We start from the raw sequence: 16,328 nt of genomic DNA on the forward strand, positions 1-16,328 counted from the left end.
ACAATTATTTTTTTGAAAATATAGAAAAAGAGCTATCGCTAGCGGATTTTTTTACCCTCTATTGCGACAGCTCCATTATTTTTTTATTTATTTTAAATTTTCATTTATATTTCTTAATAAATCACTTCTAAAAGTATCAATTTCAACCTTCTCCTTAAATCTACTTAAAAATACTTCATAATCCCATGCCTTTTGTTTTAGATAATAATCCTTAGAAATATTAATAAAATCCCTTGGGTAATTTAACATTGCATATATTACTCCCTTTTCCTTATCTGATATCTCAGAAATACTATTATAATCATTTATTATTTTATTAATTATTTCCTTATTATAAGCATAATTTTTTATTACTTTTATGATAAAGTTGTATATATCTATTGCCTTAATATCTATCTTACAATAATCAAAATCTATCATATTAACTTTATCTTCATCTATTATAAAATTATGATGAGCTAAATCCAAATGGCATATAACCATATTTCTAATATCAGAGTAAAGCTCATTATAAGAACTCTCAGTTAATAAATTTATGCTTTTATTCAAATCATTTTTTGCCTTAGAAACACTCTCTAAAAATAACGAATCAAACTCATTTCTATAGCTAAATTTACTTATAACTCTTTCTGCTTCTGTAATAAAACATAAATCATTTAAAAATTCATATATTAAATTTCTAGATCTATTTAATATAATATCTTCCTTTGTTAAATTTTCCGTTATATTTATTGATGCATTATGAAAATTTGCTAAAGCCTTTGTACACCACTCCACATCAATTGGATTTGTAAAAGTTGCTTCCCTCCCCTCTATCATATCTAGTAATACATAGGACTTTCCCTTCCATTCTGTAATTATATCTCCATTAGAATTTATACAATATTGAAGTATATACTTGTCCTTTTCTTTAATTATATTTAAAGTTTTATTTATAAAGTTTATTCTATCTAGTGAGGAATTAGTGATTTTTAATATTTTTTTTCCCTTGTCTGTAAACAAAACAAATACTTTTCTTAATGGAATAATGTCATAAACATTAACTCCAAGCTTATAAAAAAACTCTTCGCTTAGATCGTAGCTACACAATATTCTCTTATCTATATATCTAAACTTATTCATTTCACTCCTCCATTCATAAAAGTTCAGTACCATCTATCTTTTGAGCAATACCAATTTCTTTTATCCATTCTTCATCACTAAATCTCTCTCTGTCCTCTTTGAATTTTAATAAAGTCTTAATTGATTCAATTGGGTAATTTGATAATACAGTCATATAGTCTATACTATCTCTATTCAAATTTGATTTATATGCAAAATCATTTATTAACTTAGTAATATCTCCTTTATAACCTCTTTTTTTTAACCTTTTTATATAGTTGTAGCAATCATTCTCAACCATATTATAGGAGATATATCTTGTCGTTCTTATGCTAATTGTTAATCCATCTTTTTTTAGACTTCCCTCATCTACTCGTCCTAAGCATATATCATAATTATTCATACTCCTTATTATTATTTTTAAGTACTCATCATCATCTAAAGCATTTAGTGATTTATTAGCTCTATTTAGTATCTTATTTCCTTCCTCTATAATAAATAAATCAAAATCACACTTATTATATTTTTCTTCAAAAGATCTTATCATTCTTAAAGTTTTTTTAGTTTGAACAATAAATGACTCAACTTCTTTTCCTATAGAACTTTCAATTCTAGGAATCATATTTGTTTTTTTTCCTTTTAAAATTTTTTGCACTTCAATTATTAAAGATATTTGACTTTCTGTATCCCAAATATACTCTTTCTTATTCCTCTTAGGAAAATTTTCTTCTCCAACAATAATTCCATTACTATTTAAAAACTCTAGTATATCCAACCATACTTCACTCTCCTTAATTGAAATACTCTTCTAAAAATTCTTCTCTATAATAAATATCTTCTAGATATCTATTAATTTTTTCTATAAAAAAGTCCTCTCCCCAAGGTTGTTGCTCCCAATAATATTGAATTCCAACTTGCCAAAAGGCTTGTGGAAATCTAATAAATTCTCGTATTAATTTTAATTCTTCATCATATATATTGTTACTTTTGCAATAATTATTTAAAATTAAATTAGCCTTTTCTTTACTCCATTTACCATCTTTCATAGCCCTAATTAATAATGAAGATACATCATGTAAATGAGTATCTAAAATACAGTAATCAAAATCTATTACATTAAATTCTCCATTCTCATCAACTAGGATGTTATGATGTGCAAAATCATGATGACAAAATCCTCTTTTCATTACTTCTTTATCCATGATTTTTATATAATTACTTTCTTCAAGACCCTTAATTGCAATTTTTCCTCTCTCTATTTCAGCTTCTATATTATCTAAATATATATAATCAAATTTAGATTTATATGCTTTTTGAGATATTCTATTTTTAAAATCTAATATCTCATTACATCGTGTTTCAAAAACATTTATCCAAGAATACCATCCTATTCTAGGATTCATATCTCTATTTAATGTAAATCCAGAACTGCATTCATGAAGTTCTCCAAGTTTTTTTGATACAGCCGCCAATTCTACTGGATTATTATAATTACTTACTCTAGATGGTATCCATTCTGTTAGATATGCATAGTTGTTTCCTAATTCTATATATTCTCTACCTTGATTATTCTTTAATATATTAGGAACCTTATTAAACTTTCTCATTTGCAGATGTTTAATTGCAGATAAAATAAAATAGAAATGTCCAAAATCATATTTAATTATTTTTATTGCATAATTTTTATTTTCACTTTCCAATTTATAACTATTTTTAACTTTTTTAAGTGATTTTATTTTTATTTCATAATTAGATTCTATAGAGTTTTTTAGACTTTCTGTATCCATAACTAACTCCTAAAGTTTTATTCTATTCATTATATGAAATTACATATTTCATTGTGTTTACTATCACACAAATTACTTAATTATAATATTTATAATATTATAGGTTTTTTAGGAGGCGTTACGCTTTGAAATTTTCAATAGATGCTAGGGGGATTAATTTATATAAAGGATCTGGTATAGGTACTTATACCGAAAATCTTCTTAGAGAACTTCTTAATATAGATACTAAAAATAATTATTCTATTTTTTGGACTGGAGAAAATTACGAAGATTACAAAAAAGATAATTCAAAAATTATTTTTACATCAAAAAAGCACGGTACTTTTTATGAAAATTACTACTATCCAAACTATATAGAAGAAAATAACATAGATATGCATCATATACCTCAAAATGGCATTGGATTAAACGAATCATATACATCACCAATAGTAGTAACTATTCATGATTTAATCCCTTATATCTTGCCAGAAACAGTAGGACGAGGTTATCTAGAAAGGTTTTTAAGAGACATGCCTTTAATAGTACGTAATTCTAAAGTAATTTTAACTGTTTCTGAATATTCTAAAAGAGATATAATAAAATTTTTTCCTTTTGTAGATGAAGAAAAAATATTCGTTACTCCTTTAGCTGCTAATAAAAGTTATAAGCCATTAAATAAAATTAATTGTATTGAATATATAAAAAACAAATACAGTATTGATTCACCATTTATATTATATATAGGAGGATTCAGTACAAGAAAAAATGTAAAAGAGCTTATTATAGCTTTTAAAAAAATTCAAAAATCATTAAAAAAAGATTCCAAATTAGTTCTATGTGGATCAATAAGAGATGAAGGTATTAAGCTTCAAGAATTATGTAAAGAACTTTTTATCGATGATAAAATTATATTTACAGGCTTTGTTCCTGATAATGAATTGCCTTTATTTTATAATGCTGCTGAAGTTTTTATTTATCCCTCTTTATATGAGGGCTTTGGACTCCCTCCTCTTGAAGCTATGAGTTGTGCCACTCCTGTAATTACATCCAATTTAACATCTATTCCAGAAGTAACTAAAGATTGTGCTATATTAATAAATCCATTTAATAAAGATGAATTAGCTGCATCAATTCTTAATTTATTAAATTCAGAGTCTCTACTACAAGAATATAGTGAAAAAGGCTATAATAATAGTTTAAATTTTACTTGGAAAAATACTGCTATTGCTACCTTAAAAGCCTATGAACATATCTTTGAAAATACAAATAACTAAAAAATACAGGTTATGAAAATTATTTCATAACCTGTATTTTAATCATGTTAATTTGTTGTAGTTGAAGTTAATGTTATAGTAGTATTTTGAGTTTTTCCATCTCTTATAAATTCAATATTTATACTGTCTCCCTCTTCTTTAGAGTTCTTGATTTCTTGTAACTCTTCAAATGTCTTAATTCTTGTTCCATCAGCCTTAACTATTAAGTCTCCACCCTTTAATCCTGCTTTTTCTGCTGGTGAGAATGCATTAACCTCAACAACATAAAGTCCTTGTTCCATGTTTAATTGCTTAGCCATGCTTTCATCTATAACTCTTATTGATACACCTAAGTTTAATATTGGTTTTGATAATGAATCAATCTTATCTTTTACATCATTAATAGGAATTGCAAATCCAATACCTTCAGCACCGTCACTTGCTTTTAATGTATTTATACCAATAACTTCGCCCTTAGTATTTATTAATGGACCACCACTGTTACCTGAGTTAATAGCTGTATCTGTTTGTATTAAATTTGTGCTAACTCCTGAGTCTGTCTCAACACTTCTATTTAATGCACTTACTATACCTTTTGTTAATGTAGATGATAATTCCTTAGATAATGGATTTCCGATTGCTAATACTTCTTCACCTGGTTGTAATGCATCAGAATTACCTAATTCTACAACACCAGGAACCTCTACATTTTCATTTAATTTTATCATAGCTACGTCTTGATCTGCATCATAGTTTACTACTGAAGCTGTCACTTCTCGTCCATCGCTTAATGTTACAGTAACTTCCTTTGCACCATCTATAACATGATAATTTGTTAAAATATATCCATCTGTATTTATTATAAACCCTGATCCCATTCCTTCTGTTTCTTGTTGGAACCATCCATTTACACTTTGAACAGATTTTGTAGATACCATAACCACTGCAGGAGCTACCTTCTTATATATATCAGCTGCAGATAATGCTGTGTTATCTGTTGCAAATGAAACTGGATCTGTAATTACAGTATTATTAGAACTGTTATTTCCTTCGCTCTTATCTGTTACAAAGTAAGTAATTCCAGAACCAACTACGCCTCCACATAAAGAACATATAAGTGCTAATGCTATATATTTAGCAATTCCATTTCCTTTACCATTTTTTCTCTTTTTCTTTTTTTCTTTACTTGGCTCCTCAGTAAAAGTATGTTTCATTTCACTTTGCTCAATTACTTGTGTTTCACTATAAGCTGCATCATAAATATTCTCATTATCCATATATACTAACTCCTTTTTTTATTTTTTATTTATTCTATATTTATAATATAACCAGTCATTGTGTCAAATATATGACAATGTAAAAAAACAGACATCAATAAATTGATGTCTGCTTTTAACTATTTTTTCTGTTCATCTATAGCTTTCAACTTCTTAACTGTTTGCCTTATAGCATTTAAAACATTTTCTTTATCATTTAATGCTAAGAAACCTTTATCACAACTAGTTGTATATACCGTAGTTAAATCATCACTTCCTAAACTTCTTAATGGATCATCTTCATTTTTAGTAAGTAAATAATATGGAATATCACTAAATACCCCATCAACTTGACTATTGCTTTCTCCCTTAAGAACATTATTTAACTCATGATATACCGCACTTGTATAGTTCGATTTAGTTCTCAATGTTAAGAACTCATCTAAATTACTCTCTAAAAGCCCAGATTCATAATCCTTCAAATTAACATCTAAATTCAGCTTGTCCAGAAGCATTGTTAAACCACATTTTGATCCAATTCTTTCAATGTTTCTTCTAAGCTTAGTGATACTTTGACTTCTTTTATATTCTTTAGTTTGTACTTCCTGTTCATTAATAGGATCTATCATTATTGCAGCAGCTACTGAATCCTTAAACTGTTTTGCAAAACTTGTTAGAACAAGCGAACCATATCCCTCTCCAACTATTATATATGGTCCTGATAATCCGGCCTTTCTTAATAAAATTTTCAAGTCTCTAGCTTGTTCTTCAGGTGTTCTTCCTGATGATCCATCACTATATCCGTACCCCTGTCTATTGTAAACGAAAGTTTTAACATTATCATTTTTCTTTAACTCTTCTACTATAGGAGTCCATTCCTCTAAAGTAGCACCAATATCTCCATCAAAGATAATTGTATAACTACCTTCCCCTTCAATTCTATAATCTAATCTTAAATCATCTACAGTAGTATAATTAACTCTTTTTTTTAATCTTTCCCCATCAATAAAGTCAACTACATTTTGAGTAACAATTCCAATAATTATTATTATGACAATTATCCCAGAAATTATTTTAAATTTATCTTTGGGACTTCTTTGCCTCTTCATATTTACTGATCGTACCCCATTTGAATACGGCAAAAATTTCATTTTATTTCTCTCCCCATACTTTCTTATATATAATAAATATTACTATAATTTATAATTAAGATTTTGAAATTACATAAATTTATTTTATGCAAATCTAAATTATAATATTAACTATTTAATTTTAAATTAGGTTTTGCATTTAAGTTTAAATCACTAATCTTCCCATTAATAAAATTAAAATAAGCCGCACTTCCAATCATAGCAGCATTATCTGTACATAAAATTGGTGCTGGGAATAATACTTCTATTCCCCTTTTTGAAGCCTCTTTAATAAGGGTCTCTCTTAAACTTGAATTAGATGCAACACCTCCTGCAATAGCAATTGTTTTTACATTTCTCTTCTTACAAGTTGATAATACATTTTCTTTTAACACATCTATAACTGCATATTGGAATGATGCTGCAACATCAGCTTTATTTACCTCAATATTTTGCATTTTACATTTATTTAAATAATTAAGGACAGCTGACTTCACTCCACTAAATGAAAAGTCTAAAGTTTCTTCATGGAAGTTAGCTTTTGGGAATACTATAGCCCTTGGATTTCCTTCCTTTGCTAACTTATCTATTTTAGGTCCTCCTGGATATCCTAACCCTAACGCTCTTGCAACCTTATCATAAGCTTCTCCAGCTGCGTCATCTCTAGTTTGACCTATTACTTCATACTCTCCATAATTTTTAACATGTACTATAAATGTATGACCTCCTGATACTACTAAAGATACAAATGGTGGTTTTAATTCTTTATGTTGTATGTAATTAGCACAAATATGTCCCTCAATATGATTAACCCCTATTAAAGGTTTTTTAGTAGCAAATGATAATCCTTTTGCAAATTGTAGCCCAACTAGTAATGCTCCTACTAATCCTGGACCATATGTAACACCTATTGCATCAATTTTATCTAAAGTAATATTAGCCTCTTCAAGAGCTTCTTCAACTACTCCACTAATAGCTTCAATATGCATTCTTGAAGCTACTTCAGGTACTACACCCCCGTATTTTTTATGAGTATCTATTTGAGATGCAATTACATTAGATAATACTTCTCTTCCATTAACAACAACTGCTGCTGAAGTTTCATCACAGCTTGATTCTATAGCTAAAATATATTTATTTTCCATCTATTTTTACCTCTTCTTTTTACTATATAACACCAAAATGTATTATAACGTAATCATAAAACATAATCAAACTATTACTTGTTAATATAAATTTGCTCATGTATAGTTTAAATATAATATTATAATTTATATTATATACTTATGAGTATTATATACTTTTAAAAATTTTTATTCACTATTTTTTATTTCATTTTATGGATTTTTAAGGATTTGTTAATAATTTTTTATTACTTTAATTCTTACTATAATAATTATTACCATTATTATTTTATCTTATATCATTTTATTCTTAATATTATGGGGAGAGACAATATATGAAACCTTATGCAAAAATAATAGTTTTAGGATCACCTATAACTAAATCGAATTTTAAATTACATAATAAAGATGGAAGAGCAATATTACCTTATAATACAGGAAAATCTCATGATAAGTATGCATTATACGAGGAAGAAATAGCTTATCATGCCAGAAGTCAAAATCCTGATATAGTATTTTATGAATCCCTTATTGCAGTATTGAAAGTTTATTATAAAAGTGAAAAAAGACATCCTGATACAGCTAATATAACTAAAAGCATATTTGACGGTATTGAAAAGAGCGGATTAATAGTTAATGATGCTCAAATTCGAAGAATAATAGTGGAAGAGTTTTACGACAAAGAAAATCCTAGATTTGAATTAGAACTATTTGGAGAAAGTGAGTTTTCAGTTTCATATTCTATTACTCCAAAAGAGTCTCCAGATGAAAAAAGAATTTATTCGTCATTAAAAAAATCAGTAAATTCTACTGTAAAATCTTCAAAAACAAAAAAGGTAATAGAAAATACTAACAATTCTATTACATCAACAAATAAATGTTCTATTTGCAACAATATTTTAAAAGATAATAATTATATAAAAGCTGATAAAGGGAAAACTCTTATTTGTAAAAATTGTTTTAATAAATTATTTTAAGGAGGTTATTGATTATGAAAAATAAATATGTATTCTTAGGTGATAGTTTAATATTTGGATATGGTGTTAAACCTAAAGATAATTGGGTTAATAAACTTAAAAATGCTTATGATTTGAATATATATAATAAAGGTGTAAATGGAAGCACATCTACTGACATGCTTGTTAGATTTCAAAGAGATGTTATTGATAATTCCCCTAATATTCTATTTTTAATGGCTGGAACAAATGATTTACTTTCTAATAGGCCTGTAACTTCTATTGTTGACAATATTGAAATAATGGTTAAAGAAGCCTTATTAAACAATATAGAGATATACATAGGAATTCCACCTAATATTATTCCTGAAATGGCTAACAAGCTTTTCATGAAATGTGATGCTTATGATTATTGTAAAAAAAGTTTACCTTTATTACGTAATGAATTATTGAATATTTGCGATTCTTACTCTTTAAATTACATAGATTTTTATTCAGTAACAGAAAACACAAATCAATTATCTAATTTATATCTTGATGGAATTCATTTTAATCCTGAAGGTCAAAATTTATTGTTTGAAACAGCTAAAAAATATCTTAACTAAATTGCCTAGCAATTTAGTTAAGATATTAGTTGTTTTACTTTAAATACTCAGCTACTTGTTTTCCTACCTTGAATCCATTTTCTCCACTTTTGAATAAATCTTTTATTCCTTTCTCCATAGTTCCTGTTATAAAAATACCTTCAACAGAGGTTTGATTATTTTCACTATAAACTCTGTCTCCATCAGTCATAAGACTCATTTTTCTTATAAAATCATTATCTGGTAAATATCCTACAGATAAAATTAAAGAATCACATTCAATGGAAGTAACTTCTTCTGTTTCAATATTTCTAACCTTAGCTAAATTTACTCTTTCTTCACCTTCAATTTCAATTACTTCACTTGTATATATTATTGGAATATTAAATCCATTAACAATATCTAATTCATCTCTATTAAAGCATTTTCTTTCTGTAACTATACCTTTTAAAGTAGCACCTTCAACTACTAATCTTCTTGCCAAAACAAGGGTCCAAATATCATCTCCTATAATTATAACTTCTTTACCCGGAAGATATCCGCTATAGTTAACTAATCTATGTGCAGAACCAGTAGTAAAAATTCCTGTAAACTTATGAATAGGTATCATAATATTACCTGTATATTTTTCTCTACATCCTGCAGCTAAAATTATTGCATTTGCTTCAACTTCCTGTATTCCTTCATTTGGATTAACATAAGTTATAACCTTATCTCTATTTATCTCAAGAACTCTAGTATTAGTTTTATATTCTCCACCTAATTCTTTATAATCATTTATCAAAGTACTACCAAGCTCTGGCCCAGTAACAATATTATTTAAATAATATTCTCCAAACCCATTATTAATAAATAAATTTAAGTTTCCGCCTAATACCTCTTCTTTTTCTAAAATTAAAACATTTTTAATTCCAGATTTTAAAGCTGAAACTCCAGCTGAAAGTCCTGAAGCTCCTGATCCAACTATAATCAAGTCGTATTTATTCATTCTTTGACCCCTCTCCAGCAATGGAAAGTTCCTTTACTAAAATACTTGGACTACCTACGCTACTCATAGGGAACTTTAAATCTCTTCCTATTTCCTCAACATCCTTCAATAAAGTAAAGAAGTTTCCTGCTACTGTTATTTGCTCTACTGCCTTAGATTTAATTCCATTTTCTATATAGAAACCTTTTGCTGCTAAAGAAAAATCTCCTGTTATAGAGTTTGCTCCTGAATGTAAACCTGCAAAATCAGTAATTATTAATCCCTTATCTATTTTTTTAGTCATTTCTTCTAATGAGTTGATTCCTGGTTCTATATACATATTTGTTGGTGATACTGAAATAGGTGAAGCATATGAGGCTTTAAATCCATTTCCAGTAGACTTAACTCCTGCCTTATTAGCAGTCTTTAAATTATGAAGTAGACTTTCTAATTTACCATTCTTTATTAAATAAGTTTTTCTTGTAGCTACTCCTTCATCATCGAATCCAACTGATGCTAATCCACCCTTTAAATGTGGATCATCAACTAAATTTACTATATTTGAAGCAATAACTTCTCCTTCTTTTCCTTTTAGAAGACTTAAGCCCTTTTGAACTGCATCTCCACTAAATACACCTGCAAATGTAGAAATAAGAGATACCATAGCATCACTATTTATAATTACTTTATAATTTCCTGATGGTATTGAAGTTGCTCCAATTTTACTTAGAGCTTCATCTACACCCATTTTAGCAATTTCAAATGCATTAACTTCATCTAATGATTTTGCAACTACATATCCAAAACCATCATACATATTATCCCCATCTTTAACAATCGGAACAACATATGCAGTTAATATATTAGATTTATTGTGTAAATTTAACCCTTTAGAATTTATAATTCCATATTTTCCTGAGCTGTAAGATACTGCACATCCACTAAAGCTTTCTACTTTATCTGAATATTTTTTAGCTTCAGCCTCCATATCTAATGCAATTTTTATTAATTTATCTGCTGGAACATTTTCTAATGCTTGATAATAAGTACTAACTTCCTTATATTCCTTATCTCCATCATAAATAAATTGAACATCTTCATTTTCAATTGCTAAAACATTTTCCTTTGCCTTATTTACAAGCATTTCTATAGCATCTTCATCTAATATTTCTGTATAAGAATAACCTATTCTATCACCAAATTTTCCTCTAAAGGATAATCCAGCTGAATTATTAAGATTATATTTCTCAACCTCACTTTTATATACACTTATACTTAAACTTTCTCTATCTACGTAATAAACCTCATACTCTGAAAATCCAGATTCACTAGCTTTTTTAAATAACTCTTTTACAAATAAATCTAATTCCATATTCTCCCCTCCTATCTTCCACCTACAGTTATTTCTTTTACTCTAATCATAGGTTGCCCTACATTAGTTGCAATACTTCCTGATGATGACCCACACATTCCTTGTCCTTGTGTCATATTATTTCCAACCATGTCTATATCCATTAATATTTCGCTACCTTTTCCTATTAAGCTAGCACCTCTAACTGGCTCTTGGATAACACCATTCTTAACTAAATATCCTTCTGATACAGCAAAGTTAAACTCCCCAGTAACAGGATTAACAGATCCTCCACCCATTTTTTTAGCATATAAACCATCACTAATAGATTTAATTATATCTTCTGGATTATCATCTCCATTAGCTATATAGGTATTAGTCATTCTAGATGTAGGTGCAAATTTATAACTTTGTCTTCTTCCACTACCAGTAGAAGCCATACCCATTCTACGACCATTTAATTTATCAATCATATAAGATTTTAATACTCCATTTTCTATAAGAATATTTTTCTGTGTTTTATTTCCTTCGTCATCTATATTTAATGATCCCCAAGCATTAGGAATAGTTCCATCATCAATAGCTGTTACTTTAGTAGATGCTATTTGTTGACCCAATTTTCCAGTAAATACAGAGTTACCTTTAGCTACAGCAGTTGCTTCTAATGAATGTCCACATGCTTCATGGAATATAACCCCACCAAATCCATTATCAATAGCAACTGTCATTCTACCAGCTGGACAATTTTTAGCATGTAACATTGTATATGCTTGCTTTGCCGCTTCTTTTCCGTAATACTCCGGATCAATTTCTTTAAACATTTCAAATCCCATATGCCTACCAGGACCTTCAAAGCCTGTTTGATTTTCTCCATTAGCAGAAGCTATAGCATTTATAGTAAGTCTTGTTCTTACTCTCTTATCTTCTGTATATAATCCCTCTGTATTTGCAATTAAAACATTTTGCTCTTTATCAACATATCCAACTCCAACTTGGACTATTTCATCATGATAATCCTTTGCAGCATTATAAGCAACTTTCATAACACCAATTTTTTTATTAATTTCAATTGATGATGGTGCAAGTAATATTGGATTAAAATTAACTGTATTTGTTTCATTAAGGACTATCATCTTTTCTTCTTTTAGTTCACCTAATGCAAGTGCTGCTTTTTGTGCAACATTTAAAAGTGAAGTTAAGCTATTATTATTTGTATAGGCATATACACTTTTTAATCCTTTAAATATTCTGATTCCAATTCCATAAGTTCTCCCTCCTACAGAATTTTCAACCTTTCCATTTAATATACTAATTGAGTTATTTAGAGTATCTTCTTCAAATATTTCTGCAAAATCCCCGCCAGTTATTAAACATCTGCCAAGTACTCTCTCTGCTACTTCACGAGATAACATAAATAATTCCTCCTTTTTTATCTAGATATAAATATTATTCTAGACTTCTTTTCATTATATTTAATTATATATCATATCTTCTATTATTTACTATAAATTTATATTTCACTATCTTTTCTTATAATAATTATTTTAAAAAAATAAAGCCAGCATAAGCTGACTTTATAAACTCTATATTTTCGAATACTCTCTATTGAGTGTCATAATTAACTTTTGTATTTTAATATCTTTTTTTCCAAAGTGATGGACTAAATAATATTAACATTGGATATATTTCAAGCCTACCTGCTAACATACAGAATGATAAAACTATTTTACTTAAATCCGAGAAGGCAGCATAATTTCCTGTAGGTCCTACTAGTTCTAATCCTGGTCCTATATTACTTAAAGTTGCTATTACAGATGTAACAGTAGTTGTTACATCAAAGTTATCGAATGATATTATAAATATTGCAATTAATGTTATAACTATATATGCGAATATAAATAAAAATACTCCTGATATAGTTTCCTCTTGAACAACATTTCCATCTATTTTTACACTTTTAACTCTTCTAGGGTGTAATATTTTGTCTATTTCTCTTCTTATTGCCCTTAAAATTATTACTATTCTTATAGTCTTAATTCCTCCTCCAGTTGATCCAGCCATTGCTCCCATGAACATAAGCATAACTAAAATCATCTTACTAAGTGTTGGCCATAAATTAAAATCTGCAGTGGCATATCCTGTAGTTGTTACAACTGAAGCAACTTGGAATGCAGAGTCTCTTATAGATTGTTCAATATTTCCACTATTAAAAGGTACTATATTAATTGCTATTATAATAATAGAGCCTAAAACGGCTATTAAATACCACTTTAATTCTTCACTCTTAAAAAATGATTTTACATTTCCTCTTATAAGTTGGAAATATAATACAAAATTAACTCCAAATAAAAGCATGAATATAGTAATAATCCACTCTACTGATGGATTATTAAATGCAGCTACACTAGCATTCATATTTGAAAATCCACCAGTACCTGCAGTTCCTAAAGAATGTATAATAGAATCATACCACGACATACCTGCAAATTTTAATAATATCATTTCAATAACTGTTAATACAAAATAAATTGCATATAATATCTTGGCTGTTTGCTTTATCTTAGGAACAATCTTACCTGGAGTGGGACCAGGGCTTTCAGCTTTTAATAAATGTATAGTATTAGCACTAAATGATGGCATTAGTGCTAATATAAATATAAGAAATCCCATTCCTCCTACCCAGTGAGTAAAACTTCTCCAAAATAATATTCCCTTAGGTAATGATTCAATTTCTGTTAATATAGATGCCCCTGTAGTTGTGAATCCTGAAGATGCTTCAAAAAATGCATCTATTAGTGATGGTATTGCACCACTAAATATAAATGGTAGTGCTCCAAAAAATGATATTACAATCCAAGAAAGTCCTACAGTTAAAAAACCCTCTTTAGCATATATTTCTTTACTTTTACCTTTGATTCTAGTAAGAAGTATGTATATTGGAATCATTATTATTATAGTATATAAAAATGCACTGGCATCTCCTTGACCATAGTAAATGGCTATAAAAAATGGTATTAATAATAATAATAATTCGTATTTTATAACATGCCCAATAATATTTAATATAGCAGGAAAATTCATTACTTATGACCTCCAGATACTATATGGTTTATATCAACTAGTTTATCTCTTTTAGTTATTATAATAACTCTATCTCCAAGTTCTATTTTATCATCGCCAGATGGAATTATTATTTTATTATTTCTAACTATTGTGGCAATTATTACGTCATTCATAATTTCAACATCTTTTAACTTTTTATTTAAAAACTTAACATTATCTCTAATTAAAAATTCAACTGCCTCAGCTTTCTCATCAAATATCTTATAAATATTCTCTATACAACATTTATTTGTATCCTTTAAAAAACGTATGTATTTTAATATTTTATTTGCTGTTATAGCTTTAGGACTAATTATTGTATCTATTCCAACATTTTTGGCTATTACATTGTAATTGAATCTAGTAATCTTTGTTATTACATTTTTAACGTTATTATTAATTGCAAATAAAGATGTAATTATATTCTCTTCATCTCTACCTGTCAATGCAATAAATGCATCAGAATCCTGAAGGTTTTCTGATAAAAGTAGTTCATGATCAGTACCATCACCATTAATTACAATTGCATCAGGTAATGTTTCATTTAACTCTATACATTTATCAGTATTGAATTCAATAATTTTAGATGTAACTCCTAATTTATCAATTATATTAACTAAATAATGGGTAATTCTCCCCCCACCTATTATTAATGGATTCTTTATTTTATCTTGGAATTTACCTAATTTTTTAAAGAATGTTTCTATCTTTTTATGTTCTCCTATTACATAAATTTTATCATTCTTTCTTAATATAAAATCACCATTAGGAATATGTATAACTCCATCTCTTTCAATTCCTGAAATTAATATTGCATCTTTAAGCGATTTAATATTACAAATAGCATTTCCATCTAATCCATCGTTCTCTAGTATAGTAAATCCAACTAAATCAACTTTTCCCTTAGCAAAAGTATCTACACTTCTTACTGATGGGAATTTTATCAATTTAGCAATTTCAAAAGCGGCCTCTTTTTCAGGATTTATTACTAAATCAATTCCTAATTCATCCTTAAGCATTCCTATTTCCTCAGAATATTGAGGACCTCTAACTCTAGCGATAGTATATTTAGAGCCTAATTTTTTTGCAGCTAATGAACATAGCATATTTACTTCGTCACTTCCAGTAACTGATATAACTAAGTCAACTTTACTAACTCCAGCCTCATGAAGTACATTTAAACTCGTTCCATTACCTTTAATACCCATTACATCTAACTTTTCTATAATTGAATTTAAAGCATGAATGTTGTTATCAATTACAGTTATATTATCTCCCTCATTTGATAGAAATTTAGCTAGGGTATATCCAACTTTCCCAGCTCCAATAATTATGACTTCCATTTCTTTACCTCTTATTAATAATACTATTATTTTTGTTAAATAATCATTTTACTCAATTATATGATAAATTAAGATATTTTTCACCTATTAATTCGATTTTATACATAAATTATATATAAATTATTTACTAATTATTAAAATATTATCTTAAACAAAAAAATAAAGCTAGAATTAAATTCTAGCTTTATTTGGCTCCGCGAAGAGGACTCGAACCTCCAGCCTATCGGTTAACAGCCGAGTGCTCCACCATTGAGCTATCGCGGATTATTCTAAGAGAAAATTTATTCTCTGAAAATTGCATATGAATTATTTTTATTATTGGTCAAGCCCTCGACCTATTAGTATCAGTCAGCTAAATATGTTACCACACTTACACCTCTGACCTATCAACC

At 27.9% G+C, this 16,328-nt stretch carries 14 protein-coding genes, 1 tRNA gene and 1 rRNA gene; 3 read left to right on the top strand and 13 right to left on the bottom strand.

The annotated features are described in order from the left end of the window. Positions 1–87: 87 nt before the first annotated feature. Genes I2E98_RS14745 through I2E98_RS14755 form a run of 3 tightly spaced genes read right to left on the bottom strand, consistent with a single transcriptional unit; the run spans position 88 to position 2,888 of the window. A complete protein-coding gene (locus I2E98_RS14745) occupies positions 88–1,122 on the bottom strand; it encodes a CotS family spore coat protein (protein WP_195469640.1) in 1,035 nt (344 codons plus the stop codon). 13 nt (positions 1,123–1,135) lie between these two features. Next, complete coding sequence (locus I2E98_RS14750) at positions 1,136–1,876, bottom strand: hypothetical protein (protein ID WP_195469641.1); 741 nt, start codon at positions 1,874–1,876, stop codon at positions 1,136–1,138. 16 nt (positions 1,877–1,892) lie between these two features. Then, the gene (locus I2E98_RS14755) at positions 1,893–2,888 is read right to left on the bottom strand and encodes a CotS family spore coat protein (protein WP_195469642.1); all 996 of its coding nucleotides are present in this window, start codon (positions 2,886–2,888) and stop codon (positions 1,893–1,895) included. Between the two features lie 125 nt (positions 2,889–3,013). Between I2E98_RS14755 and I2E98_RS14760 the strand changes: the two genes are divergently transcribed. Beyond that, positions 3,014–4,144 carry a glycosyltransferase family 1 protein gene (locus I2E98_RS14760; RefSeq protein WP_195469643.1) on the top strand — a complete coding sequence of 377 codons (1,131 nt, stop codon included), beginning with the start codon at positions 3,014–3,016 and terminating at the stop codon, positions 4,142–4,144. 47 nt (positions 4,145–4,191) lie between these two features. On the opposite strand, the gene I2E98_RS14765 is transcribed toward I2E98_RS14760, so the two are convergent. From I2E98_RS14765 to tsaD, 3 genes are all read right to left on the bottom strand, one after another. Beyond that, on the bottom strand, positions 4,192–5,400 hold the full coding sequence (locus I2E98_RS14765; RefSeq protein WP_195469644.1) for a trypsin-like peptidase domain-containing protein: 1,209 nt from the start codon (positions 5,398–5,400) through the stop codon (positions 4,192–4,194). 119 nt (positions 5,401–5,519) lie between these two features. Further along, positions 5,520–6,530: an alpha/beta hydrolase gene (locus I2E98_RS14770; RefSeq protein WP_195469645.1), complete on the bottom strand. Its 1,011-nt coding sequence runs from the start codon at positions 6,528–6,530 to the stop codon at positions 5,520–5,522. 107 nt (positions 6,531–6,637) lie between these two features. Further along, positions 6,638–7,654 carry a tRNA (adenosine(37)-N6)-threonylcarbamoyltransferase complex transferase subunit TsaD gene (gene tsaD, locus I2E98_RS14775; protein WP_195469646.1) on the bottom strand — a complete coding sequence of 339 codons (1,017 nt, stop codon included), beginning with the start codon at positions 7,652–7,654 and terminating at the stop codon, positions 6,638–6,640. 314 nt (positions 7,655–7,968) lie between these two features. On the opposite strand from tsaD, the gene I2E98_RS14780 reads away from it, so the two are divergent. Further along, on the top strand, positions 7,969–8,610 hold the full coding sequence (locus I2E98_RS14780; RefSeq protein WP_195469647.1) for a RusA family crossover junction endodeoxyribonuclease: 642 nt from the start codon (positions 7,969–7,971) through the stop codon (positions 8,608–8,610). Positions 8,611–8,624: 14 nt separating this feature from the next. Further along, positions 8,625–9,194 carry a GDSL-type esterase/lipase family protein gene (locus I2E98_RS14785; protein ID WP_195469648.1) on the top strand — a complete coding sequence of 190 codons (570 nt, stop codon included), beginning with the start codon at positions 8,625–8,627 and terminating at the stop codon, positions 9,192–9,194. Between the two features lie 34 nt (positions 9,195–9,228). Here the strand turns inward: I2E98_RS14785 and I2E98_RS14790 are convergent, their stop codons facing one another. The 7 genes from I2E98_RS14790 to I2E98_RS14820 form a co-directional block, all read right to left on the bottom strand. Further along, positions 9,229–10,161: an NAD(P)/FAD-dependent oxidoreductase gene (locus I2E98_RS14790; protein WP_195469649.1), complete on the bottom strand. Its 933-nt coding sequence runs from the start codon at positions 10,159–10,161 to the stop codon at positions 9,229–9,231. After that, the gene (locus I2E98_RS14795) at positions 10,154–11,512 is read right to left on the bottom strand and encodes a TldD/PmbA family protein (protein WP_195469650.1); all 1,359 of its coding nucleotides are present in this window, start codon (positions 11,510–11,512) and stop codon (positions 10,154–10,156) included. The genes I2E98_RS14790 and I2E98_RS14795 overlap by 8 nt, the downstream gene beginning before the upstream one ends. An 11-nt stretch (positions 11,513–11,523) precedes the next feature. Beyond that, positions 11,524–12,903, bottom strand: coding sequence for a TldD/PmbA family protein (locus I2E98_RS14800; RefSeq protein WP_195469651.1), 1,380 nt, complete (start codon positions 12,901–12,903; stop codon positions 11,524–11,526). Between the two features lie 220 nt (positions 12,904–13,123). Then, complete coding sequence (locus I2E98_RS14805) at positions 13,124–14,572, bottom strand: TrkH family potassium uptake protein (protein WP_195469652.1); 1,449 nt, start codon at positions 14,570–14,572, stop codon at positions 13,124–13,126. Continuing rightward, entirely contained in the window at positions 14,572–15,951 is a 1,380-nt protein-coding gene (gene trkA / locus I2E98_RS14810) for a Trk system potassium transporter TrkA (protein WP_291655874.1), read from the bottom strand. The genes I2E98_RS14805 and trkA overlap by 1 nt, the downstream gene beginning before the upstream one ends. A 174-nt stretch (positions 15,952–16,125) precedes the next feature. Next, positions 16,126–16,200: transfer RNA gene (locus tag I2E98_RS14815), tRNA-Asn, on the bottom strand. 54 nt (positions 16,201–16,254) lie between these two features. Then, a 23S ribosomal RNA gene (locus tag I2E98_RS14820) occupies positions 16,255–16,328 on the bottom strand; the annotation flags it as partial.

Source organism: Clostridium sp. D43t1_170807_H7, assembly GCF_015555905.1.
In the GTDB taxonomy this organism is placed as follows: domain Bacteria; phylum Bacillota; class Clostridia; order Clostridiales; family Clostridiaceae; genus Clostridium.